This window comes from Clostridium sp. AM34-11AC, assembly GCF_003435375.1.
In the GTDB taxonomy this organism is placed as follows: domain Bacteria; phylum Bacillota; class Clostridia; order Lachnospirales; family Lachnospiraceae; genus Pilosibacter; species Pilosibacter fragilis.
Map to the genome: position 1 here is coordinate 575,833 of NZ_QWGL01000001.1, position 26,817 is coordinate 602,649.

Genomic DNA, 26,817 nt, shown 5'->3' on the forward strand with positions numbered 1-26,817 from the left:
GTTATGACTCACCACCTGAAATGGTGGGAGTCTTCTCGACTGAGATAAAAATCAGCCCAACATCCTATCGTGTATTTCCTGTCTGGAGAACACCTGGATATCGGGCTGATTTTTATTTTCATCTCTATCTACGGCTGACTTTTTGCGAATGTTTTTTCTCTTTCTGCCATCTGCATACTTCGCCTCACAAGCCGCATAAAATATTCGTCCTTATAACTTATAATCTCTTGAGAAGCGCCTCTCTTGCCTCCTCATAGCCTGGTTTTCCAAGCAGGGCGAACATGTTCTTCTTGTAGCTCTCAACACCCGGCTGGTTAAACGGGTTGACACCAAGGATGTAGCCGCTGACGCCGCAGGCAAACTCGAAGAAGTAGAACAGCTGGCCAAGGCTGTAAGCATCCTGCGCCGGGATCTTCACCATAAGATTCGGCACGCTGCCGTCTGTGTGCGCGAGGATCGTTCCGTTCATGGCGCTCTTGTTTACAAAATCAACCGTCTTTCCTGCCAGATAGTTCATACCATCTGTGTCGACATCCTCTTTCTGAAGGACGATCTCCGCCGGAGATTCTTCCACGTTCAGAACGGTCTCGAACATGATACGTGCGCCGTCCTGGATAAACTGCCCCATGGAGTGAAGGTCTGTTGTGAGATCAACGGCTGCCGGGAAAATACCTCTCTGGTCTTTTCCTTCGCTCTCACCGAAGAGCTGTTTCCACCACTCAGATACATAATGAAGGCTCGGCTCGTAGTTTGCTACGATCTCCACCTGTTTTCCTTTTCTTAACAGGATGTTGCGGACCGCGGCATATAAAAGTGCCGGGTTCTTCTCATACTCTGTCTCAAGAGCGACCTTTCTTGCGTCCGCTGCACCTGTCATCAGGGCGTCGATATCTGCTCCGCTGACTGCGATCGGTAAAAGACCTACGGCTGTGAGCACGGAAAAACGTCCTCCAACGTCATCCGGAACAACGAAGCTCTCGTATCCCTCTTCGTTTGCCAGATTCTTTAAAGCTCCCTTTGCCTTGTCTGTGGTCGCATAAATTCTCTTGTTGGCCTCTTCCTTGCCATACTTGCCGATCAGCATTTCCTTGAATACGCGGAAAGCGATCGCCGGCTCTGTGGTTGTGCCGGACTTAGATATAATATTAATGGAGAAATCTTTTCCTTCCAGTACATCCTGAAGATCATGGATATATTTGCTGCTGATGCTGTTTCCTACGAAATAGATCTCAGGAGTTTTTCTCTTTCCCTTCGGCAGCACATTGTAGAAGCTGTGGGATAAAAACTCGATCGCAGCGCGGGCTCCGAGGTAAGATCCGCCGATACCGATCACGAGAAGCACATCGGAATCTCCCTGAATCTTTTCTGCCGCTTTCTTGATCCTTGCAAACTCTTCTTTATCATAATCAACCGGGAGGTCGATCCATCCAAGATAGTCATTGCCTGCACCGGATTTCGCTGTCAGGACATCTTTCGCGCCCATAACGGTGCTCTTCATGTTTTTCATTTCCTCTTCGCTGATAAATCCGGCTGTCTTGGAATAATCAAATACGATTTCTTTACCCATAACCCTGTCTCCTTTTCTTGTGTGAGATTCACAATCTCCGTTCGTTATTATACCACTTCGTGAAACCCTTGACAATGGACGGAAGCAATTTTATCGGCACTACATCTTCACTCATCATCCGCTTTCCTCCCCCAGGTTTTAAGCACTGCGCCGTGCTCCTGATTTTTCGATTTGTTTGCCGTTCTGTTTCACCGTCTGCCTTGTATTGTTAAAATATGGACTACCTTGCTGATTTTATACCCCGCCACTCTGCAATGTATTAAACAGCGTCTTCAGCATGTCCAGCTCCGCCGGCGGGATTGAATTCCGTATCAGATCCAGCCTGTCCGAATCTTTCAGCATCTCCTCCGGTTGCTCCCTGCTCGCGGCGATCTGCTTCAGGCTCTCGCTCAGATGATTGATACTCTGGGCAAGCTCCGTCTCACTTGTCGGTACTTTTCCGCCTGTTCCTGAATTTTCCTGTCCAATATCCCGGACATTTTGAACTGTGCCTCTATTATAATCGGCCTTTCCCGCCGTTTTTTTTGATGAACTGCCTGCGCTGTTCCCATTTACGGCCTGGTCGTCCTCATTTTCCTGGAACGCGGGTCCTTTTCCGTCCAGACGTGACGTTCTCCCGGTGTCCCTGGTCCTGGCGAGACTCCCTTTTTCCACCTGGTCCGTTTCCCCGTTCCCGTTAGCAGCCTGTGCGTCCTTCTTTTTTCCAAGGACAGAAAAGCGGCTGTTGAGCTTTTCTTTTCTCGCATTCTCCTGGTTTCTTCCATATCCAATGCCGCTGGTGCCTGAAAAATCTACGATATCGGAAGAGCCCACCGCCTTTTTCCGCTCCTGCCCGGCGTAGGCGCTGTTATCCACACTTTTATAAAAATGCGGAGAGTTTTCCACATAATCAACTAAATGATCCGCAAGCTGTTTCCGTTTTGTCCCGGCACCGATCCCGTTGTCCACAAATGCGAGGAACAATCCGCCAAAAACACCCGCTGCCCCGTAGAGCACAATATAATAGTTGTCACACCGATACCAGTAAGCACCGAACGCCGCCGCTCCGCCTGCCATAAAGCAGAGGATCATCGCCTGCACCGACAAATTGTCCCACCCGTCAAGGCTCATGTGCATGAAACGGAATCCGTAGAGCTGTTTTTCTATGTACGCGTTCACATTTCGGATCCCGTGGTTAATAAGGAACACATTTTCCATGCGCTGTTTCAGCGCCTTTAAATTTTTATCCTTCGTGAGAGCCATGTTTCCGGTTTCTTTGATCAATCTTTTGTAGAGGCTGCCTGTTACGAGTGTGCTGAGTGTCCCGAGCGCACAGATCGCTGCCAGGACATAGAGCATTCTCCCTGTCTGTAAAAATTCCAGCATAATCAGTTCCCCTTTCTTCGTCCAGATCAATTCCAGATGATGCCACTAATTATACCGTCCTAGAATGTTTTTGAGAAGGTTGAGAACGGAAGAATCGTTCGTCAAATGGGGACAGGAATCGCGTTTTAAGGTGATAGTGGAGGTAAAATATTCTCGTAGAAAGTAGTTCTCGCAGCTTTCTTGCTCCAGAAAACTTTTTGAGTCTTCTCTTTTTAGATTCTCTTTACAAGTGCAAGCATCAGGTTCACGGAATGCTCAACAGCCTTTGCCTCAAACTCGCCGTAATCCATATGGGCGCTGTCATCTGCCTTGTCGGAGATCGCACGGACGATCAGGTACGGAACCTTGTTTAAGTATGCGGCCTGAGCGACTGCTGCGCCTTCCATCTCTGTGCAGTACGCGTCGAAGGTGTCATGGATCCAGTTCTTTTTCTCCTTGCTGTCGATAAACTGGTCACCGCTGGCAACGCGTCCCTTGAAAGTGCTGATATCCGGGTTTGCCTCTCTGCATGCCTCTTCCGCGAGAGCTAAAAGTCGCTCATCCGCCGGGAATTCCTTCACGCCAAGCTGGGGAATCTCACCTGCCGGATATCCGAATCCGCCTGCGTCCACATCGTGCTGTACTGCAACAGTAGAGAGAACGAGGTCACCGATATTGATCTCATTTCTTAAGGAACCTGCGATTCCTGTATTTACGATTCCATCCACCTGATAAAGATCCACAAGGATCTGGCTGCAGATACCGGCGTTTACCTTACCGATACCGGAGCGAACGATGACAACGTCCTTTCCCTCCAGTTTTCCCTTGCAGAAATTCATTCCTGCCACTGTCTTCATCTCTGTCTCTGTCATTTTCGCGCGAAGCTTCTCGACTTCCACTTCCATTGCTCCGATAATACCAAGCATTTGAATTCCTCCGTGTTGTATCATATGATTTTAGTCTGATCTCGAAAGCAGCAGTTCATCTGCTGCTCTTAAACATAGATTCTGTCTGAGTTTTAGACGCGTTCTTACCGTCTTTATCGTTCTCATTATACGGGATACAAAGCGGAAGGTCAAATAAATCCTTAGCTCATCCGCCGATAAAATCCTCAACTCATCCGTCGATCTCCAGAATGACTAAGTCACTAAGTTCGCTCGCTCTTCTACTCACCTCGAACTAAGCTGGCCCGTTTTTAACAATTCCGATATTTGCTTCGTCTGTAACCTGTAAACTTATTTTTTTCCGTCTGGAAATCTTGCTTTATCGCCTATCCTCAGCTCTTTCCGCGCTTCTCTTGACAATGATTCTCTGCTGTGAGTATAATAAGGATACTTTCAAACTGGCCGCAAGGTCATATTTTTACAAACGGAGGTTTTTATATGGTATACAAGACACAGGGCACCTGCTCCAGAGAAATCCATTTTGATGTAGAGAACAACAAACTCAAAAATGTAAGCTTCGTTGGCGGCTGCAATGGAAACTTAAAAGGTATCGGCCTTCTCGTTGAAGGCATGGATATCGACGATGTCATCAAGAGAGTCGAAGGCGTAAGCTGCAACGGCCGCCCAACCTCATGTCCAGACCAGCTTGCAAGAGCTTTAAAGCAGTACAAAGAGCAGCAGGCTTAAACATCAAAAGTGAGTCATTTCCAGACGTAAAAATAGCCCCGCAAGAGGTTTGTTGTGCGCGGGGCTATTTCTTTTATTCAGTTCATAAATTGTCGAATCATTATTCTCACCGGCCTCGACCGGTTTTATCTACGGTGTCTTCCCATCAACCATCTCCCTTTATCAGTTTGTATCTATATTATTCGGCCGAAATAATATACTAAAGTATTAAAGGTTAAACTTCATGGTCGGTGAGAAGGACACCGTTTGTCTGTGTGGATTTGCCTTCTGCATCATCGCCCCACTGAACTAAATGTATTGCACGAGCACGGTAATAACGATTAACTTCACATCCTGACACTGTAAATCCTACATGATATGATGTTAGGTTCTCATCTTCTTTAATGTTTTTTTCAAATTCCCAATGTCCAACCTGTACCCACTTTTCTTTTGATTCATCCCACATATCTAAAAATACAGATTGATAAATCTCATCCACTACACTATGTGCAAATGTATCTACAGAAATATGTAATGTTCCATCTTGTTTATTAACCAGTTCCAACATTCCTGCTGAAAATACTATTCCTCTTGCACTGTTAGGTGTAATATCACCATCATTTACACATGTATCAGCTAATAGCCTACTTTGTGTGTATGTAGTTAGCAGACTATTCCTCACGTCTTTTAGTCCTGCAAACGCAGTTCCACACGTCATCAATGTAAATATTAGTGCCACCCCGATAATCCTTTTCATTGCTTTCATTCACTAATCTCCTTTACTTATTTTTATAAATATAAACGTATGTAAAAGAGATTTGTGACCGATTTTTAAAAAAAATTTAGATATTCTAATATTTTTTCAAATTCCTCTTTTTCTATATATCCAAATAAGTAATAATAGCTATTGTTTATTGTAATAAAGCATTCACATTCCTGATTGTTATCCTCTAAGTCATTAATATAATATTCTATATCTTTATTAATCCATTTGTTAAATACAATTCCTTCCTCATTTCTATCTGACTTTATTTCTGCAGAAACACTCATTTCCTTCTTTCGTTGAATAAGGTAAACACTTTTTCCGCAATAAGAAAATTCTATCTGCCCTCCGTCTTCATAAATATCATAATTTATAAACTGTAATTCTTTCGGAATATACCCCAATTTTAATACGGGAAGTCCTAATTCACTCTCCAATGCTTCATATGCCTGTTCCAATTTTGAATTACTTGGCGTATTTTTATCATTATCTAGAGAAATTGTAGCCTCATTTCTTCTAATCTTTAAAAAATAACTCTTCTTCCCAATCGCCGTCCCCCCAAGCATCCCTGCAATCACTGCCACCAACGCCGCAGTAGCAAGGACCTTCTTCTTTCCGAATCGTATCACTTTCTTCTCTTTCTTCTCATTCTTCTTTTTCTCTTCCGCTTCAGAGATTACTGTTACCGTCTTCTTTGGAAGCTCTTCTGCAATTTGAATGTTGGCTGATTCGTTCTGTGGAACCAGAGTCGGTGTCTGGGAGGCGGTTTCCTTTTCAAGTTCGGCTTTTCGTGCCAGGAAACGTTTCATGAGTCGATCTTCGGCGCCAGTGAAGTTTACATCTTTGAAAGTCTCGTTTGCCTGATCCAGCTGTTTTAACAGCTGATCATCCGAATAGCCAAACGCTTCCCGAAGACATTCGCTTATTTTCTGATCCTCACGATTCTCCGTGTCTGCCATGATTCAGCACCTCGCTTCTTCCTTTGTATCTATTAGGGGTTGACATTTCTCTTTCAGCCGTTACTATTAAATAGTCAGCAGCTGTGAAATTCTTGCTCCATGGAGGCAATTTTTATGAAAACCATTCTTCTCACCGGCGGTGGTACAGCCGGTCACGTTACTCCGAACCTTGCCCTGATTCCGTCTCTCAAGGCAGCCGGATATGATATTCGATACATTGGTTCCTACAATGGTATGGAACGCAAACTGATTGAAAACGCAGGTATTCCTTACGACGGAATCTCTTCCGGAAAACTGCGCCGATATTTCGATTTAAAGAACTTTACCGACCCATTCCGCGTATTAAAAGGTTACGCAGAGGCCTTAAAGTTGATGAAAAAATACAAACCGGATGTTCTCTTCTCTAAGGGCGGCTTTGTTGCGGTTCCTGTTGTCCTCGCTGCAAAGCATTACCACATTCCGACGATCATCCACGAGTCCGATATGACTCCAGGTCTGGCAAATAAACTCTGCATTCCGTCTGCAAAATGGGTATGCTGCAACTTCCCGGAGACCTTAAAGTATCTTCCGGAAGGAAAGGCAGTCCTCACAGGATCCCCGATCCGTGCAGAACTCCTTCAAGGTGACCGTCTTGCCGGTCTGCAGTACACAAACCTCTCTGCGGCAAAACCGATTATTCTTGTAATCGGTGGAAGTCTGGGCTCCGTAAAAGTAAACGGCGCGGTCCGCAGTATTCTTCCAAAGCTCTTAGAACAATTCCAGGTGATCCATATCTGTGGAAAAGGGAACCTGGATGAGTCCCTGATTGGAACTCCCGGTTACGTTCAGTATGAATATGTTGACAGTCCGCTGAAGCACTTATTTGCGGCAGCTGATCTGATTGTCTCCAGGGCAGGTGCAAATTCCATCTGTGAAATTCTTGCACTCAGGAAGCCGAATGTCCTGATTCCGCTCTCCGCAGCGGCCAGCCGTGGAGATCAGATCCTGAATGCCAATTCTTTTGCAAAACAGGGGTATTCCACGGTTCTGGAAGAGGAGAAAGTGACTGACGCCACTCTTTTTGACGCGATTCACGATACCTACGAGAACCGCCGGACATTCATTGATAGTATGGAAAAGAGCCATTTAAATAATGCAATTGATACGATCATGAAATTGATCAACGATTGTGCTGATCACAAATGACCGCGGTCCATACGACTTTTCAGGTTTTCTCTTAAGTATTTTCTTGCTCTTGAAATTCGCGAACGACACATGTCGTTCGTGATTTCAAGACGCTCACAAATTTCTTCAGTCGTAAATCCCTGGATGAAATACATCACCGTGACATCCTTCCACGATTCCCTTAAACCATCCAGGACCTCGAAGATCTGACCGCAGCTTTCTCTGCTAATTACGGATTGCAGCGGATCGTATGTGGAAAGATCTGCGACATACTCCAGTTCACTCACATCTTCGTCCTCATTCGGCTTGATGCTTCGCTTCTCTTTTCTAAAATAGTCGATACATTTATTCTCGACAATACGCGCCAGCATCACTTTTATAGCTTTTTCACTCTCTAGCTTCCCGCCATAATCCGCCCGGTAGAACGACCAGAATGCTTCCATGACAATGTCTTCCACATCATCATATGGCACTCCGATCGCATAAGCCAGCTTCATATACATTTGAGCATATTTCGTAATCAGTACTTGCAGCAGTTCATCTTTGTCCTGCGGCATAAATTCTCCTTTAAAAATCTCTCTGATTACAGTGCATCTTTAATCTTTTCTGCTGTCTCAGCAAGAACCTCCGGATCTTCTTTTCCCGGTTCCCATCCAGCGATCACCGGACCGCCCTCATAGCGCGGGATCACATGTACATGGAAATGGAATACCGTCTGTCCTGCTGCTTCACCGTTATTCTGTACCAGGTTGAAGCCTGCGCAGCCCAGGGATTTCTTCATTGCGGTTCCGAGTTTCGCTCCTAACGGAAGTACTTTTGCAGCAATCTTCGGATCCAGCTCGGTAACGTCCTTAAAGTGTTCTTTCGGAAGGATCAGGGCGTGACCTTTCGCAGCCGGACCAAGGTCCAGAATTACACGGAAATCTTCATCCTCATATACAGTTGAGGAAGGAATCTCACCATTCGCGATCTTACAGAAAATACAGTTACAGTCTTTCATCTTTTGATACCTCCGTCCGCCCACCGGTCTCTGGCAGGCCTATGATATAAAATTATAGCAAGCACAAAGCCTATTACAAGGCCAGACAGGTGTGCGATATTGTCCACACCGGTGCTTGTATATCCTAAATACAGGGAGAAAAAGATCATGATCACAAGTTGTCTTGTATTCAGATCTTCCAACTGCCCTCTGTTGGCCGTGACCACATAAAGCAGGCCGCCGACCACTCCAAAAATTGCGCCGGATGCCCCGGCTGATACTGTCATTGTATCAGCTGTATGCGCCATCATAGACACCCAGTTCGAGCCAATTCCGCAGAGCAGGTAAAATATCAGGTACTTCACATGTCCCAGTGCCCGTTCCAGGTTGTCCCCAATCACAAACAGGACCAGCATATTGTTCATAATATGCCGGATTCCAAAATGCATAAACATCGCTGTCAAAAGCCGGTAATACTCACCGTCCTCCAGGACTGCAGGTGCAAACATCGCGCCCTTTGTATACATGAAATACGCGTCCTCCGAGGAATCGGTGATCTCCAGATACAGGAAAAACAGCACATTCAGAGCAATCAGAAGTCCATTTACATAAGCCTTCTTTCCATATCGGCTTCCCATGGGTCTCATCCTTTCTACTCTGTTATTTCATGACCCCAAGTCCTTTTGCGATGATCGTGATAAAGTCCTGGACATTCGTCACGATAGTCGTTGCAGAGAGGCTTCCGCGGTCCATCAGCTTGTTTACCACAAACTCGTCCGCATCAACAGTATAGAGATATACCGGGCGGATCGTTCCGTCCTTCATAACGCGGAATGACGGAGTCATATTGCCCGTGGCAATCGTGTGAAGCATTGTAGCTAAGCAGATCACACAGGTGGCATCCCGCACCATATCGCGCATGGCGCTCTGTCCTTTATACGCGTCTCCGATGACTTCCGGCATTGGACCGTCATCGCGGATCGAACCGGTCAGAACAAACGGAACATGATTCTTCACGCATCCATAGATAATACCATTGTCAATGTGATTATCCTCGATAAATTTCGGAATGGAACCGCTTCTGCGGACCTTATTTAACACATCCAGGTGGTTGTAATGGCCATTCGGCTGGGATACCTGCGTGTAGATATCCTGTCCTAGTGCCGTATGCAACAGCGCGCCCTCCAGGTCGTGGGTCGCGAGCGCGTTTCCTGCCATCAGACCGTGGGCATATCCGTTATCGATCAGGGACTGCATTGCGTTTCTCGCGTCATAGTCGAAGGAAAACGCCGGTCCCATGACCCAGACAATCTTCCCATGTTCTTTTTCATAGCGAAGAAGGTCCATCAGGCGGTCATAGTCTCTCGCATAGGAGGTCTCCCTGCTTCGTCCCTGGCGGAACACAAATTTATCCGCAAGCGCGTCCGCTTCTGTCTGGAATCCTGTACTGTGGACATAAATTCCCTCCTCGCAGGCTTCGCTCCGTCCAAGAATAACCTTGTCACCTTTTTTGAGATTCCTGTTTTCGACTACCTCCAAATGTCCATCCGGGCAGATCACAACGCTGGAATCCATGCGGCTCTCTTCCGCTAACACCCACTTGCCCTGGATCTTAAAATATTCCGGGAACATAGATGTACTGTGAAAGTATTCTGGGGCAACCCCATCGATCTCCACGATTTCCCATTTCGCGTCAGGGGCCTTGATAAACTGTTCCTTTGAAAAATCGGGCTGATGATATTCTGGCATCTGAAAAGCCATAATACCCCTCCTTTCATCATTGATGGATATATCATAGACCAAATGTCCGAAAAACACCACCCCTGTTTTGTATTTTTACTTTCTCTTTAACGGAACTTTTACCCAGGAGATCCTACAAAAAACGGTATCTCTGATCCGCAAAAGAGAGCATTTCCCCTGGTTCTATATGAATACTCTCATTTGTCTCCAGGAACCGCCCATTTACACTGGTTCCATTCGTTGAATTGAGATCCGTGATCATATATCCGTCCTTATCTTCTTCAATTTTCGCGTGGATCCGGCTGATCTGAGGCAGATTCAGGCAGAAATCCGATATTTCCCGGTTCTTTCCAATAATAAACGGGAAATATCGGACCAGGACGTCCTCGCCCCCATTTTCCGGGACGAGACGTCTTGTCGCCGGGTATATCTGTCTTCCCGTAAGAAGCACTGTCTGCATTTCATCAGATTCTCTTTGTCTTACATCAGTTCTTAAGTCATTAGGATCAGTATAAATGCCATTCTCATTATTTTCTGCATCTCCCCACACTTCCGCCATATCTCTCCGGTATTCAATTTTGTCCGGCATTCCTCCGCGCTCCCTGTCCTCTTCTTCCCGGAACTCAACTTCCCAGTCCTCTTCTGTTTCCCCGGTCTCTTCTTCATCTTTTTTCACACGAAAGAATATCACGCCGGCCATCAGCACACCTTCCGCCGCAAGGATTCCCCATTTCCATTCCAGAATCCGATCGATTCCGACGATAAAGTAAACTGCCACCGGAACAGCTGCCATCAAAACCGCAAACAGCACTGAAAACAAGTTTTTCCCGTGCTTCAGCCCTTTTTCCTCTGCTAGTTCTTCTGTCTCGCCTGAAAGATCCGTTTTCTTGATCTCAGAATATCTGTACTTTCCTTCTGATCCATTTTGCTTTTCTCCCTGATGTCGCGGCAGCTCTCCTGCTGCCCCTGTCCCATATTCCCTGACCATTTTTCTCTCTGCTTCATATAACTTTTCCTTTCCAGTGTTTTCCCCGAAAATATCTTCTTTCCCGTCTCTTTCTCCCGCCCGCAGACATTTTTCCAGATCCCGGATCCCCAGATTTTCCTTTTCTCCTGCCCGAAACAGAGCGAATGCCAGAACTACCGCGTCTCCGTCTGTGTGATCCACATGGTCCAGAATATACCGTGCCAGTTTCCGGAAACTCTCCTCAAACTGACTGCCACTCCCTGGAAGAAGGCAGAAATTCGCTTTCAGGTCATCCGGATCCACATAGATCATATCCGGTTCCAGACAAAGCTGGTCTCCGTCCATCAGGAACCTTTCCAATGCCGTCATGGTGACGACCAGATCACTGGTGATCTGCCGGATCTCCTTTGCCTTAAATGACCGGTATTCCATCATTCTGGCTAGCGACTGTCTCGACGTGATATTAAAATACAGGAATGTCTCCCCATCGATCCTTTTTTCCTGAAACGGCAGAAGTCCGTTGATCCTGTTTTCCGACAGCATCCGCAGCGCATAGGATCCCCCGATCTCTTTTTCCGGGTGCAGTACCATGTAATTTCGGTTCATTTCTCGTTTAAATTCTGTTTTCATCAGTCATCGATCCTGTCTTTTATTTTCTTCAAGGCGTCCTGCTGCCGCAGAAAAGTCTCCGGGTGGATATCCGCCCGCTCTATATGAAGACTCCAGTCCCCCGCCGCCGCGTCACCTTCTGCCGTCAGCGCTCCCAGATTCAGATGGAGCTCATATGCTCCCAGATAAAGCCTTGGGTTCCCCATCTGGCTTCCCTCCTGCTCAAAAGAATCTATCGTTTTTTTCTCATTGACGTTATTTCTGGCCCGCTCCAGTGTTTCCTCCAGGATCATACTGCCAGTCACCGTATCATGGACCGTATAGGCATATCGGATAAATGCCGCCAGGGATAGTAAGACCACCGAAAGAATTATGGATGCCTCTACCGTTATGCTGGCGCTGTAATATTTCTTTATGCAAGTCGTCTCTCTCATATCATCCTCATAAGCACCATCCACAGTGACGCAGGTAAAAGAAACGGCAAAAACGGCAGCCGCAGTTTTCGGATATTTTCCCTTCCAGTTCCGATCTGTGCGCCGACCATTATCGCAAGCCCAAATATTCCGCAGAAAATCTGCCCGGAGATCAATAACATCACACACTCCTGCCACCCAAGGAAAAATCCGGATACAATAAAAAACCACCCGTCGCCCTCACCCAGGAGCCCCCTTGTCAACATTCCAATCAGCAAAAGCATAATTCCAGGAATCATCGCCAGAACGATCTCCCCCGGAAGCCGTTCCTTCCATATGCAGGTTATGATCCCTACTGCCGCTCCGCCCGCCAGTACCTCCAGGCTGATGCTTCTCGTTCTGAGATCCTGCCAGGCTGCGGTTCCTAAAAAAACAAAAAACAGATTCATTCTGTCTCCCCCTTTTTCCTCACACAGTATGAGCACAATCCAAGATGTTCCGCCTCATCCTTCGGTACTTCCCGCACATAGGATATCATAGACCTGCAATTTTTATTGCAGTGATAGTGCTCGCCTGCCGTCGTGATATAGACGGTCTCCGATCCATCTCCCTTTTTCCCGCAGACGGCACAGGGCGTTCGCTTTTCTCCGGGAACCTTGCCGTTTTCTGCCTCAGATCTTGTGACAGTCATGTACTCATTCGAAATATAATGGCAGTCCCGGAACAGGTGATATCTCCCTATTCCGGCCCCTACATAGACCATCTCCGTCTGCTCATCCCCATCACCATCTTGAGAAGTCCCGTCTCCCTTTAATTTCCCGGGAATTCCGATCCAGGACCTCCGTTTCACAGCCACAGTCTCCGTCTGTTTTCCCAGAACTGTCTCAAAAAATGGAATCTCCTCCTGATACTCCGCCGCAAACTCGATCTCACCGTTCTCTCCGTATACATCTGCCTTTTTCACCGTCACATGATCCGCGTACTGCCCGACTTTTCCCCGGATCCAAAGAGCTGCCGCAGCGTCCGTACAGAATGCCGGCAACTCACTGTCTCCGGTTTCCACCGACTCCGCCAAAATCCCATATTGACTGATCTCCTCGCCAATCCGCTCCATGGCAGTCTGAACCTTTCTCTGCCTGTCAAGCCAGATAACTGGTTGGAGAAGTGCCAGAAAGAAAAACAGGGCGAGTGGAAGGACAAGCGCAGCTTCCACTGCCATGGAGGCCGGGAGTGAGGAGGTGCATGGATGCGCTCTCCTTGCCAGCAGGGGATCATGTACTTGGAGAGACATATTTTTCCTATAAGAATGGCATTGCTTATTCATTTCATCAAAACTGGCAAAGAAGAGCACAGCCATACACCTCCTTTATCTAAATTAAATGTAACTACTCAGTACCTTCATAGTTACAATCAGGAATCTATTCCAGATCGGCTGCGCCGATGGGATTTTTGTCTTCCAGATTATGTTTTCTTACAGTCAGATGATGGGGGCTGTTTCCACAGCATTAATACGATCCCGCCACATACACAGTTCCCTTATATTCCTCTTTCTGAAAAAACATATGCTTCTGCAAAACCTCCGCCTCGATCTCAATCTGGTATGCGCAGTTCGCCACTGAGAAATCCGCCTGTTCCGTCCGGATATTCCACTGGATCAGATCCATCATCCGGAAATTTCTTGTTTTCCGATCCATGAGAAAGATCAAGCAGCTTAAATACTCCGTATATGTTCTTCCATCCCCGGAGCATTCCCCTGTCTCCTTCAAAAACGACTGATCCAACAGCCCGGAAAGACAGGTCTTCCAGGTTCCTTCTGTCTTCCAGAACGGTATCTTTCCGCCCGCCAACAGCATTTTTACATCCAGCACTGCCTCCCCGAACGCCCACAGCGTCAGGATAAAAAAAGACAACGCCATCTGCGCTGGTACGATTCCCACCGCCACTGCTGCCGCCAGGACATCCGCCTCCGCCTTTTTATCCGGAGAATTCAGCAAAAACAGTAAGTTCATTGCTCCTCTGAGTGTAAGTACCTGGTTCACAGCATCCTTTAAGTTTTCCCGGTCCGATTTTTTTCCTGCAAGAAGATATTCCATCTCATATCGCAATGCCGATGGTTCTGATTCATTTTCTTTTAAGAATGAAGAGAAATACAGCGGAACATATGCATTTACAGCCATCTGTCTCGATGCCGCCTCCAAAAGCCCGGTTCCCTCTGTATCTGAGCTTTCCGTATCATTCTGATATTTCGACGCGGACGGAATTCCTTTTAAGGAAACAGCGTTCTGCGAGATCGCCGTTCCGGCAGGAAGAAGAATATCCAGCAGTTCTTTGTCAAAAAGCTCCTCCAGGCGGTCCAATGCAGCCGCTTTCTTCTTATCCTTCGGCCCAGAATCCACTGACTCCAAGTTCTCCATCTCCTCCACGCACTGACTGATCTGCTCCCATTCTGTTTCTTCCTCCTCTTCATCCTCCGCATCCGATTCCATATCGAGAAGCCCGCATGCCTCCTCCAGAAGCTCCAGGTTCCGCTCGGTTTGCGTTTCATTCTGCAGATATCCATCAAGCCGCTCCTTTGCGCTTTTGACCACCTCATTACATGTTGATATTTCCTGTCCCAATGTCCCGGACGCTGTCTCGTCTTCCAACTGTCCGGAATCCATTTTTTTGTTCTCTGTTTCCAGGCGCTCCAGTTCCTTCTGAAACTGTTTCACCAGACCCGGAAATCCTTTTAGTTCCCGCTTTAAAACAGCCGCATGCCTCTTAAATGCAGCCGCTCTCTCTTCATCTGCCGCATCGCAAAGCTTTTCCCGAGTTTCTTCTATCGTCTTCAGTGACTTTTCAACCGCCTGCCCCGCCTTTTCCAGCCTGCGCACCGAACGCCCGGATCCGCAGCAGGAATCATACAGAGTATGGAAGTCTCCCGCTTTCTTTACCTGCTCCGCTTCCTTCAAAACCCCGCTTCCGGACACTGCAAGCTCCGGGAGACGGTACTTCATATAGGCAGCGATCTCCTCCTCAAGCCATCTCCCATTCTCATCCACCATACGGGACATTCCGGAGAGTGTTACGTTTTTCCGTCTTGCCGGATACATATTTGCCTGTTCCAGATAGAAATCGAGATAGCGGCCGAAGGTCTCCTTGATCGCCGCCTCCGATTCATATTCCAGAAATAGGAGCTGATAGCGATCCCATAAATTTCGGTTATAGTAACTCATCACCGATGACACCGCCGAATCCGATGCCATCCGAAGATACAGTCTCGCTCCCGCCGTTCTCGCCGATTCCACAAGTCCCAGGACAAGCGACAGCACACATATCAGCGTCAGACTCAGAAAAACCGTAATCTCTCCCCGGTACCTCATCTAATATACCTCTTTCGCCTGTTTGTTGATCTCCGTAAAGATTGCCGTCAAAAGCTTGTTGATCTGGGTCTTAAACACAATGACAAGCCCAATGAGCACTACGAGGATCAGAACCACCTCAATAACTCCAACGCCATCTTCTTCCATAAGAAATCTCTTCAACTGCATACATACACCTCCCATATCCCTTCTGGATCTTCTCATTCCTGCCGCAGGCATTTTCCGCCGTGCGGCTAAAACAGAAAGGATCCTTTTTTCAGTCTCTACAGTGACAAAAATGCCGGTGCCACCACCATGACCATCACAACTCCCAGCATGAGAAACATCGGGATCAGAAGCTTTGTGGACGCCTCCTCGCCTTTTCGGAGCGCAAGTTCTTTTCTCTGACGGAATGCCGTCTCCATCTCCTCCTCGAGAAGCCGCCTCAGATCTTTTCCTCCCGTACTCACACTGTTTCCGAGCAGGGACGCAAATTTTATATAGCATCCCAGACCGATCCGCCGTCCAAACTCCCCGTATGCCCGGATCTCAGGTGTCCCTGTCTCCATCTGGTTCAAGGCAGTCCTCATCTCCCGATATACCGGATGGATAAGCACTGTATTTTTGCTCTCTGCATCCACGACCTGCTTTTTCCATGCCTGGCGGACCGGATAACCGGCCCCGGTCAGGACCACAAAGTCCGACAGCAGCTCCGGATAGTCCAGGATCATCCGGTCTTCCCACTGCTTTTTCGCTTCCTTTGCGTCACTCTTTTCCTTCAGGAATAGACATAGCGCCGCAGCGATCCCCAGAAAGATCAGTCCGCCGTTTCCGCATCCATCTGCCGACCGATAATGGAGAGTTCTCCCGTCAAAAGTTTCTGGAAGCACCACCTGTCCTGTCTCCAGATCTTTCTCCGCAAGCTTCCCCAAAAACGCGGAAAATGTTTCTCTCAACGTCTCGGTCTCTGGAAACACCGTCACAGGAATCTCCACCCAGGTAACCGAAGATCCGTTCATAAGTCCTGCCCGCAGAGTCACCGTTTTCCCGCTCTCAGGCATCTCAGATCCGATCAGTCCCATATCGCTCACGGTCTCGGGGTCCCCGGACTCCCATTCAACAGAAAGTCCATACTTTACGAGGGTCCTGGTAAGGTTCAGGTCACTCTGTACCTTCGAAAGAGACGAATTTCCCCCTAATATCTCCCCCTTCAGGTACTCCATGATCCCCGGAAGTTCTTTCTGAACCTCCGCGTCTGACATTTTCCTCTCAGGAACCGTGACTTTCACCTGTTCCTCCCCGTTTTCCAGACCTTCCACCAGAAGCTCATACTGCCGATCCCCGCCGCCATACTCATTTCGGGCGAGAACCCCGTCACGGACAGGATCCCCTATTTCTCCTACCGCCTCCGATAACCCGTAAAGCACAAAACCAGAGAGCACACATGCCGCATACTTTCCATACTCGTTTCCGTACTCGTTCAACCTGCCTCTTCGCGTTTTTTCTCTCATACTTCGATCTCCAGGAAATAATCAGCCAGCCAGCATGAAGCGAGATAGACTGCAAGGCAGACCGTCATCAGCATCCGTCCGATCAGCGTTGTATACAGAATCCCAAAGAACCCCGGTGACGTCAGCTCAATGTAGATTACGATCAAGACGGGAATCCCACTCATGATCCTTTGCTCCATGCGTTTTGATGCCGTTGCCGTCAGGATCTCCTCCTGGATCCGGATCTTTTCCCCGATGATCTCTGCGGTCCTGGTGATGATCCGCATCAGTTCTCCGCCGCTTTTTCTCGCCGCAAGAAACACGTCCGCAAAATTTTTCACATCGTCCAGGCCGCTTCTCGCCGCAAAGTCCCCCAAAGCATCCTCAAATGTCAGATTCATCCGGACCTTTCGCAGGATCAGCCGGATCTCCTTCGCGATCATGGAATCGCTCCCGTGAATCTCCTCCATCTCCTTTAAGCTCACCGCAAACGCATTCTCCACCGAATACCCCGCATTCAGCCCTGATGCCACTGCGAGGATCGCGTCCTTAAACTCTCCCCGCAGTTTTTCCATCCGCCTCTGCTTCAGCTTTTTCTTTAAGGCCAGCGGAAACAGGATCCCCGCCGGAAAAATAAGCAAAATCAAAAGAAAACTCCGGTAAAACACATAGTCCAGCGCCGCTGCCAAAAGAATTCCTTCTGCCCCGTAAAGCACCCACTCCCTTCGGCTCAGCGTATACGTCTCATACTCGATACCCTGCAAGTCTGAGTTTTTCCCGGTGCTTAAGCGTTCCGATCTGCTCAAGACTTCCTTCCACTTTCCCTGTATTTCCGAAACCGTCTCCTGCTTTTTCCGCTTCACGGAAGGTAAACAGGGGATTGAGGATGATCTCGCCGTTTTCAAATCTGTCCACCTCCTCGATCGCCGTTACTTTTCTCGTCTTGTCCCGCATTCTTGACACATGGACCATAATGTCCACCGCCGACGCGATCTGGCTCCGGATCGCCGCCAGCGGCAGATCAGCTGCCATCAGCACCATAGTCTCAAGCCTGGACAGCATATCCTTCACACTGTTGGCATGTCCGCTGGAAAAGCCGCCGTCATGTCCTGTGTTGAGGCTCTGTAAAAGGTCCAGCGCCTCTTTTCCACGTACTTCACCGATAATCAACCTGTCCGGCCGCATACGAAGGGCCGCCCGGATCAGCTCCCCGATCCCAATAGCCCCGGCACCTTCCGCATTGGCTTCCCTCGTCTCCATCCGCACCAGGTTTTCGATGTGGTTTAACTGCAGCTCCGCTGCGTCCTCGATCGTGATCACGCGCTCACCGGGCGGGATAAACTCTGAGAGTGCATTCAAAAAGGTCGTTTTTCCCGCTCCGGTTCCGCCGCTGACGAAAATGTTGTACCGCGCAGCTACAAGTGTTTTTAAGAGGTCCGCGGCTTCCGGGGAAATACTTCCATAATCCAAAAGGCGTTCCATCGTCATTGGCTCCGGAAATTTCCGGATCGTCAAAATCGGACCGTTTAACGCTATCGGCTCCAACACCACATGAACTCGGGATCCGTCTGAAAGCCTGGCGTCCGCCAGCGGCATCGACGTGTTGACGATACGGTTCACACTGCTGACGATCTGCTGGATCAGATCTTCCAACTGCTCCCTGGATTCGAAAGACTTTTCCCACCGCCCGATCTTTCCCCCTGTCTCTACGAATACCTGGTCCGGCCCGTTCACCATGATCTCCGTCACCCTCGGATCGTCCACCAGCTCCTGCAGGATATCCAGACGTCTGAACGAATCAAAGAGTTCCCGGTGAAGCTTTAGGCGCTCCCCAAGTGTCTGCGGGAATTCCTCCGGCTGTTCCTCCATACAGACATCCATCCTCCGATCGATAAGCTCCGCGATCTCCTCGTCCGACATCTGCCGGTCATATGTCATCTCTGCCAGGATCTGCGCCCGCAGCATCTGTTTCAGCTGTCCCATAAGTTCCTCTGTCCTTTCAGCAGACTCCTCACAAAATCACCCATATCCCCCCACAGAAGTTCCTGGGGAAAATGCTCCATTCTTCTCCCGCCGGTCACCATCGGCACATGGATCTTCTGGATCTTTTCCATGACCGCGCCGTTTCCCACTGCCTCCAGGTATTCCTCAAACTCCCGCATTTTTTCTGCAGAAAACGGGTCCTCCCGGATCGGCGTGTAGATCACCTGGCATTTTTCCAGTAACGGCAGCGCATCCCGCCCGTAATCCCCCACATCGAGAACCAGCGTCGTATAATTTCCTTCCTGCAGGATCCGTTCCAAAAGATCCGCCATCTCCTGCACCGACAGCTGCGTATAGTCCTGTGGAATGCGGATCGGCGGGATCCACGCCATGTCCCCCAGATAATAGACGATAGAATTCAGCCGGATCACATGAAAACGATCCTGTTTATAGTAGTAGATGAGGTCAGAAAGATCACGTTTCCACCGCTCATTTAAGAGTCCTGTAAACCCCGTAAAGGTATCCAGTGTCACAAACAGGACCTTCTCCTCCTTAGCAAGGCTCTGTCCGATTGCTAACGCCAGGCATGTCTTCCCGCATCTTCCGATGGGCGAGTAGACTCCGATGATCCGCCTGGACTGCCCCATAGCTCCAGCAGTATTGGGCCTGATCCCCGGAATCTCACTGTAGGCAGCCATCACCTCCCGGATAATATCGTCCCCGGATTGGAACTTATAGATCTCCTTTCCAGAATCCATCTGCTTCTCTGTCTCCTCAGACATATAGATCTTCTGGGCCGACGGGATTCCGGAAATATCCCCGGAATCCGTCCGTTCCCCCGAGAGCAGAACGTCGATCTCATGCTTTTTCGCGTACTCCGCCAGCTTTTCCTTTGAAGTAAAGGCCTGGGCGGTAAAAACTCCCTTTTCCTTTCGATTTACATAATCAGACAACCGTTCCGCATACCTGGTATCCGCGTCATAAACCGCTATCAGCTTTTTCATGTCTTCTCATTTCCTTTCCCCCGCCGGAATCAGACTCCGGCATACGTTCAATCAGACCGCTAAGCAGTCCTGTAAGATATGCGTTCCCGTCTCTTTACTGGATCAGTAAAAACAGACAGTACCCCGCAAACAGATACGGCCCCAGCCGTAAAAGACTTTCTTTTTCAAAATACCCCGGATATTCCGTAAGCCGCCCTTTAATTCCCGTCTCCACCGCAAATCTGGCGGCCCGCTTCAGGCGGAACCAGACAGTTCCCTGCTTGATCATCCGGTAAGACGCCGCTGCGGCAGCAAAGACCATTCCAAGACCAATTACAAGCATGCCATCCCAGACTCCCAGAAATCCAGTGACTACTCCCATAAGCTTGATATCCCCCGCGCCGATGGTCCGGCACAGGAAAAACGGGTAAAAGACCGCGCATGTCCCCACAAACCGCAGGATAAATGATCCAACCTCGATAAACGCCAGAGTCACCAAAGGCTGCGCCCCCGACGACTTGTTGCTTTCTACAAAAGCAAGGACTATTCCAGCCGCGATCCCTGCTATGATCTGAATGTGAAAGATCTTTCCTTTCTTTCAGTCTGTCACCGCTGCGGACAGCAAAACTGCAAACAATACCACGATAAGATCACCTCCCGCACAGCCATCTTTTCCAATCACCTTCCCCGGAGAACAGAATTCTCCCGAAAGGATCAAAAAAGAGCCTTTTCCCAGTTACTGCAATTCAAAAATCAATACGTTAAACGGATTTCATGCCCTGAATCCGGGCATCCGGCGAAGCTGCCGGTCATACATCTGCTATCTAGAAATGAAGAACTCATTTCTGAATGTGCCCCTATTATCTCTGAATTTTGGCCGAAAGTCAATTTCAGTTTCGTAAAATCAAGGTGCCATTTTTCGTCAAATTTTACCAAAAAATATTATGTCACCCATCATTTTCCATAAATGTTGAACAATTCATTGACGCAATTCAGGAAAAATGGTAAAATGCAATTAAGTTTAAATTTTTAAACCAAAACATTCCGGAAAGGAGAGAATTCATGATCTCAGAAAATCTTCTGGGCGATATCTTTGAAGAGTGCATTCCTTTATTTATTGCGCTCGGTGACCGAACAAGACTGACGATCCTGCAGTGTCTCTTTGAGACACAGACCACTGGTGAAGGACGGATCCCCGGCTTAAATGTCAACGAGATCACGGACCGGACAAGTCTCTCCCGTCCAGCTGTCTCTCACCATTTAAAGATTTTAAAAGATACCGGCCTGATCGATGTTTTAAGAAAAGGCGTGTGCAATTATTATTATCTCACAAACAAAAGCGCCATCGACAAGCTCGGTCGTCTGAAAGAAGAGCTTGAAAAATATCCGGAATCCTGAATATTCCGGGTGAATGATCCTCATACTACCAATTACAGAAACTTCTGGTTTTCTCCACAGACAGACGCGCCGCGATCCGGCAAAGCCTATCTGTGAACAAAATTCGGCAAAACAGCCTTCGGCCGCCTGAAACAGACTGCTGTTGGCACTATCCGTAAAGGAATTGGGGTATGATATTTATGTTTTTTTCGAAAAAAAATGCTTCCAAACAGGCTTACCGCCGGGAAACAAATGAACTGAAGCGCCAGATCGAGCTCAGCAAAACGGCGATCTTATCCGCCCAGAACCAGTTCGAACAGGTCGTTGACCCGACCTTAGTCGACTGCTATATCTATGAGCTGAACGCCGCGCAGCTCCGGTATCAGTTTCTTCTCCGCCGCCTGAAAAAACGGGAGCTTCAGGAGGTCTGATAACCATGCATACCTGGTACGAACAGGCTGTCTTTTACCATATTTATCCCCTTGGACTTTTGGGGGCAGAAAAAACAAACACGCTCACAGAGACCGCCCACCGGCTCACGGAGCTTGAGTCCTGGATCCCGCATATCAGCGACTTAAATGGCTCCGCGATCTACATCGGACCGCTCTTTGAGTCCTGCACCCACGGCTACGATACAAAAGATTTCCGTCTCGTGGACCGCAGACTTGGTTCCAACGAAGATTTTGCCCGTTTTGTGCGCCTCTGCCATGAAAACGGAATCCGCGTTGTGGTGGACGGCGTCTTCAACCATACCGGACGTGAGTTTTTCGCTTTCCAGGATATCCGCGAAAAGCGGGAAGCTTCCCCGTATAAGGACTGGTACCGCGGCGTAAACTTCGGCTGGGGAAGCCCTTTGGGTGACCCATTCGGCTACGAGGCCTGGCAGGGACATTTCGAGCTCCCCTGCTTAAATCTCCGGAACCCGGAGGTCCGCCAGTATCTGTTTGACTCGATCCAGTTCTGGGTCGACAACTTCAATATCGACGGGATCCGCCTGGACTGCGCGAACGTCCTGGATTTCGGGTTCATGAAAGAGCTCCGGGAAAAGACCTCCGCCATGAAACCTGATTTCTGGCTCATGGGCGAGGTGATCCACGGCGAATATAACCGCTGGGTGAACCCGGAAATGCTGCATTCCGTGACAAACTATGAGCTTCACAAGGCGCTCTACTCCGGTCACAATGACCACAACTACTTTGAGATTGCCCACAATGTGCGACGTCTGGAGGCGGTGGGAAGATCGCTTTACACCTTTGTGGACAACCACGACGAAGACCGGATCGCAAGTAAATTAAACAACCTGGCAAACCTGTTTCCGGTGTACCAGCTTCTCTTCACTCTCCCCGGAATTCCTTCTGTCTATTATGGAAGTGAGTGGGGAATTGAAGGAAAGCGTTCCAGAACATCCGATGAGGTCCTTCGCCCGGCACTCAACCTGTCTGACATGCTTGGAAAAGCTCCGGAGCTCGCGTCCCACATCGCGGCACTCGGAAAAATCCACACAGAAAATGACGCGTTCCACAACGGCTCCTACAAGGAACTTCTCCTCACGAACCGCCAGTATGCTTTCAGCCGGTCCGGGGAACATGGAACCGTGATCTCCGCTGTCAATAATGATGAACAGCCGGCATCCATCTCGATCCCGCTGCCATGCGCAGCCTCAGATGTTGTATCCCTGCTGCCCGGAGAGATCCCATTCTCCCTCGAAAACGGCAGACTTTCCGTCACGCTCCCGGCAAACGGCGGCGCGATCTTTAAACTTCAGGAGGTTTAAGTGATGACAAGAACAAAGAAAACCACAGCTCCTGCCAAAACAAAGGAGATCGGTCTCGGTTTCATCACCGAACTGGACCGGTATCTCTTCGGACAGGGGACCCATTATAAAATCTTCGAAAAACTTGGTGCACATCCAAAGACTTATAAGGGGAAAGCCGGAATGTATTTTGCCGTCTGGGCTCCCCACGCAAAGGCCGTCGGTGTTGTGGGCGATTTCAACGGCTGGGATCCGGACGCCGCACCGATGTCCCCGTTAGCTGACTCCGGAATCTACGAGGCGTTTATTCCCGGCGTCGGTCTCGGAGAACTCTATAAATTCGCGATCACCACACAGGAGGGAATGATCCTGTTCAAGGCTGACCCGTATGCGGTCCATGCGGAATTCCGTCCGGGAACCGCTTCTATCACAGAAGACATTAACGGCTTCAAATGGGATGACGCAGCCTGGATGGAGACAAGAAAAAAAGCTGATCCTGTGAAATCCCCGATGGCAATCTACGAGGTCCATCTCGGTTCCTGGCGCAAGAAAGACCGTCCACAGAAGGAAGGTTACTATACATATATGGAAGCTGCCCACGAGCTGGCTGATTATGTAAAGAAGATGGGCTACACCCACGTAGAACTCATGGGAATTGCGGAACATCCATACGACGGTTCCTGGGGCTATCAGGTTACCGGCTACTACGCGCCGACTTCCCGTTACGGCACTCCAAAAGAGTTCATGTACTTTGTGAACTACCTCCACAAAAAAGGGATCGGTATCATCCTTGACTGGGTTCCGGCCCACTTCCCGAAGGATGCCCACGGACTTGCCGACTTCGACGGTCAGCCGCTCTATGAATACGCAGATCCGCGAAAGGGCGAGCACCCGGACTGGGGCACAAAGGTCTTCGATTACAGCAAAAATGAGGTCAAAAACTTCTTGATCGCTAACGCCCTCTACTGGGTAGAGAACTTCCATGTTGACGGTCTCCGCGTAGATGCCGTCGCGTCCATGCTGTACCTGGATTACGGCCGCAGCGACGGAAACTGGCTTCCGAATAAGTACGGCGAGAACAAGAACCTCGAAGCCATCGAGTTCTTCCGCCATTTGAACAGTGTCCTCACCGGACATCTCACCGGTGCCATGATGATCGCCGAGGAGTCCACCGCATGGCCGGGTGTCACAAAACCGCCGGAAGAGGGAGGTCTCGGCTTCACCTTCAAGTGGAACATGGGCTGGATGCATGATTTTCTGGAGTACATGAAACTGGATCCATATTTCAGAAAATTCAACCACAATAAGATGACATTCGGCATCACCTACGCCACCAGTGAGAATTATATCCTGACGCTGTCCCACGACGAGGTCGTTCACCTGAAGTGTTCCATGATCAACAAGATGCCGGGCTTAAATGGTGACAAGTTTGCGAATCTGAAAGCAGGATACACCTTCATGATGGGGCATCCGGGAAAGAAGCTCCTGTTTATGGGCCAGGATTTCGGTCAGTATCATGAGTGGGATGAGAAGGTTTCCCTCGACTGGTATCTCGCCGACGAGCCGCTTCACAAAGACCTGCAGAAATATTACAGCGACCTGCTGCATGTATACCAGAAATATCCGGCACTGTGGCAGCTGGATTCCGACTGGAACGGTTTCCAGTGGATCAACGCCAACGATGGTGACCGCAGCATCTTCAGTTTTATCCGCCGTGACGAGACGGGCAAGAAGAATCTCTTATTCGTCATTAACTTTACACCGGTTGCACGCGACGATTACCGGGTAGGCGTTCCAAAGTCCGGAACCTACTCCCTGATCCTGGATTCCGGGCATGGGCTCTACAAGCGCGGCGAGCATGCGTTCTCCTCCCGCTCCAAGAAGCGCGAGTGCGATGGCCAGCCGTACTCCTTCGCGTATCCGCTGCCGGCATATGGGGCTGCGATCTTTAAGTTCAACTGAAAATATATGTTTTGCAAGTAACACATCCGTCCTGGATCCACTAAAAACAGCTTCAGGACGGATGTTCTAATTTTCCACATAAATAGGCACTGCCCGCCTCCCATTCTACTCAGAAACGGTAAGCGGACAGCACCCTAATCATCACCTATATTTCTTGCATTTACTGACCTTTATTTTCTCTTACACCACGTTCTTCGTCGCCACAACATCAACTCCCGTTCCGGCAACGTCCTTCATGATCACATCCCCGATATGCACCGGGGCAGCAACCTCGACTGTCTTTAACGCTTTCACACAGTCAAAGATCTTTCCCTTCGGGATATCTTCTTTCGTCTTCACCGACACCATGTCGATACTTCCGCCGGATACCCGGACTGTGGAAGTCACGATCCTCGTCGGGTTTGTCACCTCTTTCCGTCCATAGATCTCGCCGCGCTTACAGGTATTTCCCGTCACGCTTACGACCTCACCGCCGTCCATCGTTACGACAAGAGGACAGCCCATCGGACAGCCGATACATGTTAATCTTCTTTCCTCCATCGTCTATGCCTCCTCGATTTTGACCGTGATCGTCTCAAGATCCGGATATTTCAAAAGATCTGCCTTTTTGAATTTCAGTTCCTCCATCTCCCCCGGTGCCACTACCGGACGTTTTCTGTGGATCACACGCTCGTCACCGAAATACGCACTCACATAGCAGTTCTTATAAACACCACCCACGCGGAAACGAACGGTCAGCTCCTCGTCCATTCTCGCCGGATCGATGGTTCCCGGAACTGTGTAGCGCACGCCTTCGATCGGATTTAAGACGATCTCATGTCCGCCGGACGGACGGTTCTCGCCTTGTTTTACATAGACCGCCGCGTTTTTTCCGGCGATCGCCGCTTCCTCGGATACAAAATCCACGAGATCATGTACATGGAGCACATTTCCGCAGGCGAAAACACCTTCGATGTTCGTCTCCAGGCTCTCGTTGACCTTCGGACCGGATGTCACCGGGTTCATGTCCACGCCCATTCCCCTGGATATCTCATTCTCCGGGATCAATCCGACGGAGAGAAGCAGCGTATCACAGCTGTATTCCTCCTCCGTTCCGGGAATCGGCTTTCCTTTTCCGTCTACCTGGGCCAGTGTAATTCCTTCCAGTCTCTCTTTTCCCTTGATGTCCACAACGGTGTGGCTCAACTTTAACGGGATTCCATAATCATCGAGACACTGGACGATATTTCTCTTTAATCCGCCGGAATAAGGCATCAATTCCGCAACGACCTTGACTTTCGCGCCTTCAAGTGTCATACGTCTCGCCATGATAAGTCCAATATCTCCGGAACCTAAGATCACGACTTCGCGTCCCGGCATATATCCCTCAATGTTTACAAGTCTCTGGGCCGTTCCCGCGGAGAAGATTCCCGCCGGTCGATATCCGGGAATATTTAAAGCGCCTCTCGACCGCTCTCTGCATCCCATTGCGAGGATCACTGCCTTCGCCCGGATCTCGAAGAGACCTTCTTCCCGGTTCATGGCCGTCACGATCTTCTGCTCACTGATATCCATAACCATAGTGTTCAGTTTATACTCGATATTTAACTCTTCTGCCTGTTTAATAAACCGTCCCGCGTACTCCGGACCCGTAAGTTCTTCCTTGAAGGTGTGGAGTCCAAAGCCGTTATGAATGCACTGGTTTAAGATTCCGCCCAACTCCCTGTCACGTTCCAGGATCAGAATACTATCGATTCCGTTTTTCTTCGCGGAAACTGCAGCGGCAAGACCCGCCGGTCCGCCTCCGATGATCACAATATCATACGATTTCATG

At 49.0% G+C, this 26,817-nt stretch carries 28 protein-coding genes; 6 read left to right on the top strand and 22 right to left on the bottom strand.

Annotated elements, in window-relative coordinates:
• Window positions 1-217 precede the first annotated feature (217 nt).
• The 3 genes from DW826_RS02615 to DW826_RS02625 form a co-directional block, all read right to left on the bottom strand.
• Window positions 218-1,567 carry a glucose-6-phosphate isomerase gene (locus DW826_RS02615; protein ID WP_117503583.1) on the bottom strand — a complete coding sequence of 450 codons (1,350 nt, stop codon included), beginning with the start codon at window positions 1,565-1,567 and terminating at the stop codon, window positions 218-220.
• A 234-nt stretch (window positions 1,568-1,801) separates the two neighbouring features.
• The gene (locus DW826_RS02620; protein WP_015552903.1) at window positions 1,802-2,932 is read right to left on the bottom strand and encodes a hypothetical protein; all 1,131 of its coding nucleotides are present in this window, start codon (window positions 2,930-2,932) and stop codon (window positions 1,802-1,804) included.
• A gap of 212 nt (window positions 2,933-3,144) precedes the next feature.
• A complete protein-coding gene (locus DW826_RS02625; protein WP_015552902.1) occupies window positions 3,145-3,837 on the bottom strand; it encodes a 5'-methylthioadenosine/adenosylhomocysteine nucleosidase in 693 nt (230 codons plus the stop codon).
• Between the two features lie 456 nt (window positions 3,838-4,293).
• On the opposite strand from DW826_RS02625, the gene DW826_RS02630 reads away from it, so the two are divergent.
• Window positions 4,294-4,542 (top strand): TIGR03905 family TSCPD domain-containing protein, encoded by a 249-nt coding sequence (locus DW826_RS02630; protein WP_015552901.1) that lies wholly within the window; start codon window positions 4,294-4,296, stop codon window positions 4,540-4,542.
• Between the two features lie 214 nt (window positions 4,543-4,756).
• On the opposite strand, the gene DW826_RS02635 is transcribed toward DW826_RS02630, so the two are convergent.
• Entirely contained in the window at window positions 4,757-5,287 is a 531-nt protein-coding gene (locus tag DW826_RS02635) for a DUF6147 family protein (protein WP_117551945.1), read from the bottom strand.
• Window positions 5,288-5,352: 65 nt separating this feature from the next.
• The gene (locus DW826_RS02640; RefSeq protein ID WP_117551946.1) at window positions 5,353-6,243 is read right to left on the bottom strand and encodes a hypothetical protein; all 891 of its coding nucleotides are present in this window, start codon (window positions 6,241-6,243) and stop codon (window positions 5,353-5,355) included.
• A 114-nt stretch (window positions 6,244-6,357) separates the two neighbouring features.
• Here DW826_RS02640 and DW826_RS02645 point away from each other — a divergent pair, with 114 nt between their 5' ends.
• Complete coding sequence (locus tag DW826_RS02645) at window positions 6,358-7,428, top strand: undecaprenyldiphospho-muramoylpentapeptide beta-N-acetylglucosaminyltransferase (RefSeq protein ID WP_021904060.1); 1,071 nt, start codon at window positions 6,358-6,360, stop codon at window positions 7,426-7,428.
• On the opposite strand, the gene DW826_RS02650 is transcribed toward DW826_RS02645, so the two are convergent.
• The 15 genes from DW826_RS02650 to DW826_RS02720 all read right to left on the bottom strand — a co-directional run bounded on the left by DW826_RS02650 (window position 7,419) and on the right by DW826_RS02720 (window position 20,411).
• Window positions 7,419-7,964 (bottom strand): RNA polymerase sigma factor, encoded by a 546-nt coding sequence (locus DW826_RS02650; RefSeq protein WP_117472544.1) that lies wholly within the window; start codon window positions 7,962-7,964, stop codon window positions 7,419-7,421. The two genes, DW826_RS02645 and DW826_RS02650, sit on opposite strands and share 10 nt — an antisense overlap.
• 26 nt (window positions 7,965-7,990) lie before the next feature.
• Window positions 7,991-8,407 (bottom strand): HIT family protein, encoded by a 417-nt coding sequence (locus DW826_RS02655; protein ID WP_015552896.1) that lies wholly within the window; start codon window positions 8,405-8,407, stop codon window positions 7,991-7,993.
• Window positions 8,404-9,024, bottom strand: a complete 621-nt coding sequence (locus DW826_RS02660) for a rhomboid family intramembrane serine protease (protein WP_015552895.1) — start codon at window positions 9,022-9,024, stop codon at window positions 8,404-8,406. Before DW826_RS02660 ends, DW826_RS02655 begins: the two co-directional genes overlap by 4 nt.
• 22 nt (window positions 9,025-9,046) lie before the next feature.
• A complete protein-coding gene (locus DW826_RS02665) occupies window positions 9,047-10,147 on the bottom strand; it encodes a hypothetical protein (protein ID WP_117471044.1) in 1,101 nt (366 codons plus the stop codon).
• 112 nt (window positions 10,148-10,259) lie between these two features.
• The gene (locus DW826_RS02670; protein WP_117471045.1) at window positions 10,260-11,723 is read right to left on the bottom strand and encodes a DUF6382 domain-containing protein; all 1,464 of its coding nucleotides are present in this window, start codon (window positions 11,721-11,723) and stop codon (window positions 10,260-10,262) included.
• A complete protein-coding gene (locus DW826_RS02675; RefSeq protein ID WP_117471046.1) occupies window positions 11,723-12,136 on the bottom strand; it encodes a hypothetical protein in 414 nt (137 codons plus the stop codon). The genes DW826_RS02670 and DW826_RS02675 overlap by 1 nt, the downstream gene beginning before the upstream one ends.
• Window positions 12,133-12,564, bottom strand: coding sequence for an A24 family peptidase (locus DW826_RS02680; protein ID WP_117471047.1), 432 nt, complete (start codon window positions 12,562-12,564; stop codon window positions 12,133-12,135). The genes DW826_RS02675 and DW826_RS02680 overlap by 4 nt, the downstream gene beginning before the upstream one ends.
• Window positions 12,561-13,406: a pilus assembly protein gene (locus DW826_RS02685; protein WP_181967967.1), complete on the bottom strand. Its 846-nt coding sequence runs from the start codon at window positions 13,404-13,406 to the stop codon at window positions 12,561-12,563. The genes DW826_RS02680 and DW826_RS02685 overlap by 4 nt, the downstream gene beginning before the upstream one ends.
• 214 nt (window positions 13,407-13,620) lie before the next feature.
• Window positions 13,621-15,477, bottom strand: a complete 1,857-nt coding sequence (locus DW826_RS02690) for a DUF5702 domain-containing protein (RefSeq protein WP_117551948.1) — start codon at window positions 15,475-15,477, stop codon at window positions 13,621-13,623.
• Window positions 15,478-15,645 (bottom strand): Flp1 family type IVb pilin, encoded by a 168-nt coding sequence (locus tag DW826_RS02695; RefSeq protein ID WP_015552887.1) that lies wholly within the window; start codon window positions 15,643-15,645, stop codon window positions 15,478-15,480. It abuts the gene before it with no gap.
• A gap of 95 nt (window positions 15,646-15,740) precedes the next feature.
• A complete protein-coding gene (locus tag DW826_RS02700) occupies window positions 15,741-16,967 on the bottom strand; it encodes an immunoglobulin-like domain-containing protein (RefSeq protein ID WP_117551949.1) in 1,227 nt (408 codons plus the stop codon).
• The gene (locus tag DW826_RS02705) at window positions 16,964-17,710 is read right to left on the bottom strand and encodes a type II secretion system F family protein (protein ID WP_242990544.1); all 747 of its coding nucleotides are present in this window, start codon (window positions 17,708-17,710) and stop codon (window positions 16,964-16,966) included. The genes DW826_RS02700 and DW826_RS02705 overlap by 4 nt, the downstream gene beginning before the upstream one ends.
• A complete protein-coding gene (locus DW826_RS02710; RefSeq protein WP_117471202.1) occupies window positions 17,691-18,866 on the bottom strand; it encodes a CpaF family protein in 1,176 nt (391 codons plus the stop codon). The genes DW826_RS02705 and DW826_RS02710 overlap by 20 nt, the downstream gene beginning before the upstream one ends.
• 50 nt (window positions 18,867-18,916) lie before the next feature.
• On the bottom strand, window positions 18,917-19,933 hold the full coding sequence (locus tag DW826_RS02715; protein WP_117551950.1) for a ParA family protein: 1,017 nt from the start codon (window positions 19,931-19,933) through the stop codon (window positions 18,917-18,919).
• A gap of 94 nt (window positions 19,934-20,027) precedes the next feature.
• Window positions 20,028-20,411 (bottom strand): hypothetical protein, encoded by a 384-nt coding sequence (locus DW826_RS02720; RefSeq protein WP_117551951.1) that lies wholly within the window; start codon window positions 20,409-20,411, stop codon window positions 20,028-20,030.
• A 563-nt stretch (window positions 20,412-20,974) separates the two neighbouring features.
• Here DW826_RS02720 and DW826_RS02725 point away from each other — a divergent pair.
• From DW826_RS02725 to glgB, 4 genes are all read left to right on the top strand, one after another.
• Window positions 20,975-21,310 (top strand): metalloregulator ArsR/SmtB family transcription factor, encoded by a 336-nt coding sequence (locus tag DW826_RS02725; RefSeq protein ID WP_015552883.1) that lies wholly within the window; start codon window positions 20,975-20,977, stop codon window positions 21,308-21,310.
• A 179-nt stretch (window positions 21,311-21,489) separates the two neighbouring features.
• Window positions 21,490-21,720, top strand: coding sequence for a YaaL family protein (locus DW826_RS02730; RefSeq protein ID WP_117471201.1), 231 nt, complete (start codon window positions 21,490-21,492; stop codon window positions 21,718-21,720).
• A gap of 5 nt (window positions 21,721-21,725) precedes the next feature.
• Window positions 21,726-23,063, top strand: coding sequence for an alpha-amylase family glycosyl hydrolase (locus tag DW826_RS02735; protein WP_015552881.1), 1,338 nt, complete (start codon window positions 21,726-21,728; stop codon window positions 23,061-23,063).
• A 3-nt stretch (window positions 23,064-23,066) separates the two neighbouring features.
• On the top strand, window positions 23,067-25,004 hold the full coding sequence (gene glgB, locus DW826_RS02740; RefSeq protein ID WP_117551952.1) for a 1,4-alpha-glucan branching protein GlgB: 1,938 nt from the start codon (window positions 23,067-23,069) through the stop codon (window positions 25,002-25,004).
• Between the two features lie 180 nt (window positions 25,005-25,184).
• On the opposite strand, the gene DW826_RS02745 is transcribed toward glgB, so the two are convergent.
• Together DW826_RS02745 and DW826_RS02750 are read right to left on the bottom strand one after the other, a co-directional pair.
• Window positions 25,185-25,544 (bottom strand): DUF1667 domain-containing protein, encoded by a 360-nt coding sequence (locus DW826_RS02745; protein ID WP_117503597.1) that lies wholly within the window; start codon window positions 25,542-25,544, stop codon window positions 25,185-25,187.
• 3 nt (window positions 25,545-25,547) lie between these two features.
• Window positions 25,548-26,816 carry an FAD-dependent oxidoreductase gene (locus tag DW826_RS02750; protein WP_117551953.1) on the bottom strand — a complete coding sequence of 423 codons (1,269 nt, stop codon included), beginning with the start codon at window positions 26,814-26,816 and terminating at the stop codon, window positions 25,548-25,550.
• Window position 26,817: the final 1 nt, after the last annotated feature.

Coding starts and splice junctions, on each gene's coding strand:
- DW826_RS02615 (WP_117503583.1), bottom strand. CDS start 1,567: ATGGGTAAAGAAATCGTATTTGATTATTCCAAGACAGCCGGATTTATC.
- DW826_RS02620 (WP_015552903.1), bottom strand. CDS start 2,932: ATGCTGGAATTTTTACAGACAGGGAGAATGCTCTATGTCCTGGCAGCG.
- DW826_RS02625 (WP_015552902.1), bottom strand. CDS start 3,837: ATGCTTGGTATTATCGGAGCAATGGAAGTGGAAGTCGAGAAGCTTCGC.
- DW826_RS02630 (WP_015552901.1), top strand. CDS start 4,294: ATGGTATACAAGACACAGGGCACCTGCTCCAGAGAAATCCATTTTGAT.
- DW826_RS02635 (WP_117551945.1), bottom strand. CDS start 5,287: ATGAAAGCAATGAAAAGGATTATCGGGGTGGCACTAATATTTACATTG.
- DW826_RS02640 (WP_117551946.1), bottom strand. CDS start 6,243: ATGGCAGACACGGAGAATCGTGAGGATCAGAAAATAAGCGAATGTCTT.
- DW826_RS02645 (WP_021904060.1), top strand. CDS start 6,358: ATGAAAACCATTCTTCTCACCGGCGGTGGTACAGCCGGTCACGTTACT.
- DW826_RS02650 (WP_117472544.1), bottom strand. CDS start 7,964: ATGCCGCAGGACAAAGATGAACTGCTGCAAGTACTGATTACGAAATAT.
- DW826_RS02655 (WP_015552896.1), bottom strand. CDS start 8,407: ATGAAAGACTGTAACTGTATTTTCTGTAAGATCGCGAATGGTGAGATT.
- DW826_RS02660 (WP_015552895.1), bottom strand. CDS start 9,024: ATGGGAAGCCGATATGGAAAGAAGGCTTATGTAAATGGACTTCTGATT.
- DW826_RS02665 (WP_117471044.1), bottom strand. CDS start 10,147: ATGGCTTTTCAGATGCCAGAATATCATCAGCCCGATTTTTCAAAGGAA.
- DW826_RS02670 (WP_117471045.1), bottom strand. CDS start 11,723: ATGAAAACAGAATTTAAACGAGAAATGAACCGAAATTACATGGTACTG.
- DW826_RS02675 (WP_117471046.1), bottom strand. CDS start 12,136: ATGAGAGAGACGACTTGCATAAAGAAATATTACAGCGCCAGCATAACG.
- DW826_RS02680 (WP_117471047.1), bottom strand. CDS start 12,564: ATGAATCTGTTTTTTGTTTTTTTAGGAACCGCAGCCTGGCAGGATCTC.
- DW826_RS02685 (WP_181967967.1), bottom strand. CDS start 13,406: ATGTCTCTCCAAGTACATGATCCCCTGCTGGCAAGGAGAGCGCATCCA.
- DW826_RS02690 (WP_117551948.1), bottom strand. CDS start 15,477: ATGAGGTACCGGGGAGAGATTACGGTTTTTCTGAGTCTGACGCTGATA.
- DW826_RS02695 (WP_015552887.1), bottom strand. CDS start 15,645: ATGCAGTTGAAGAGATTTCTTATGGAAGAAGATGGCGTTGGAGTTATT.
- DW826_RS02700 (WP_117551949.1), bottom strand. CDS start 16,967: ATGAGAGAAAAAACGCGAAGAGGCAGGTTGAACGAGTACGGAAACGAG.
- DW826_RS02710 (WP_117471202.1), bottom strand. CDS start 18,866: ATGTCGGACGAGGAGATCGCGGAGCTTATCGATCGGAGGATGGATGTC.
- DW826_RS02715 (WP_117551950.1), bottom strand. CDS start 19,933: ATGAAAAAGCTGATAGCGGTTTATGACGCGGATACCAGGTATGCGGAA.
- DW826_RS02725 (WP_015552883.1), top strand. CDS start 20,975: ATGATCTCAGAAAATCTTCTGGGCGATATCTTTGAAGAGTGCATTCCT.
- DW826_RS02730 (WP_117471201.1), top strand. CDS start 21,490: ATGTTTTTTTCGAAAAAAAATGCTTCCAAACAGGCTTACCGCCGGGAA.
- DW826_RS02735 (WP_015552881.1), top strand. CDS start 21,726: ATGCATACCTGGTACGAACAGGCTGTCTTTTACCATATTTATCCCCTT.
- glgB (WP_117551952.1), top strand. CDS start 23,067: ATGACAAGAACAAAGAAAACCACAGCTCCTGCCAAAACAAAGGAGATC.
- DW826_RS02745 (WP_117503597.1), bottom strand. CDS start 25,544: ATGGAGGAAAGAAGATTAACATGTATCGGCTGTCCGATGGGCTGTCCT.
- DW826_RS02750 (WP_117551953.1), bottom strand. CDS start 26,816: ATGAAATCGTATGATATTGTGATCATCGGAGGCGGACCGGCGGGTCTT.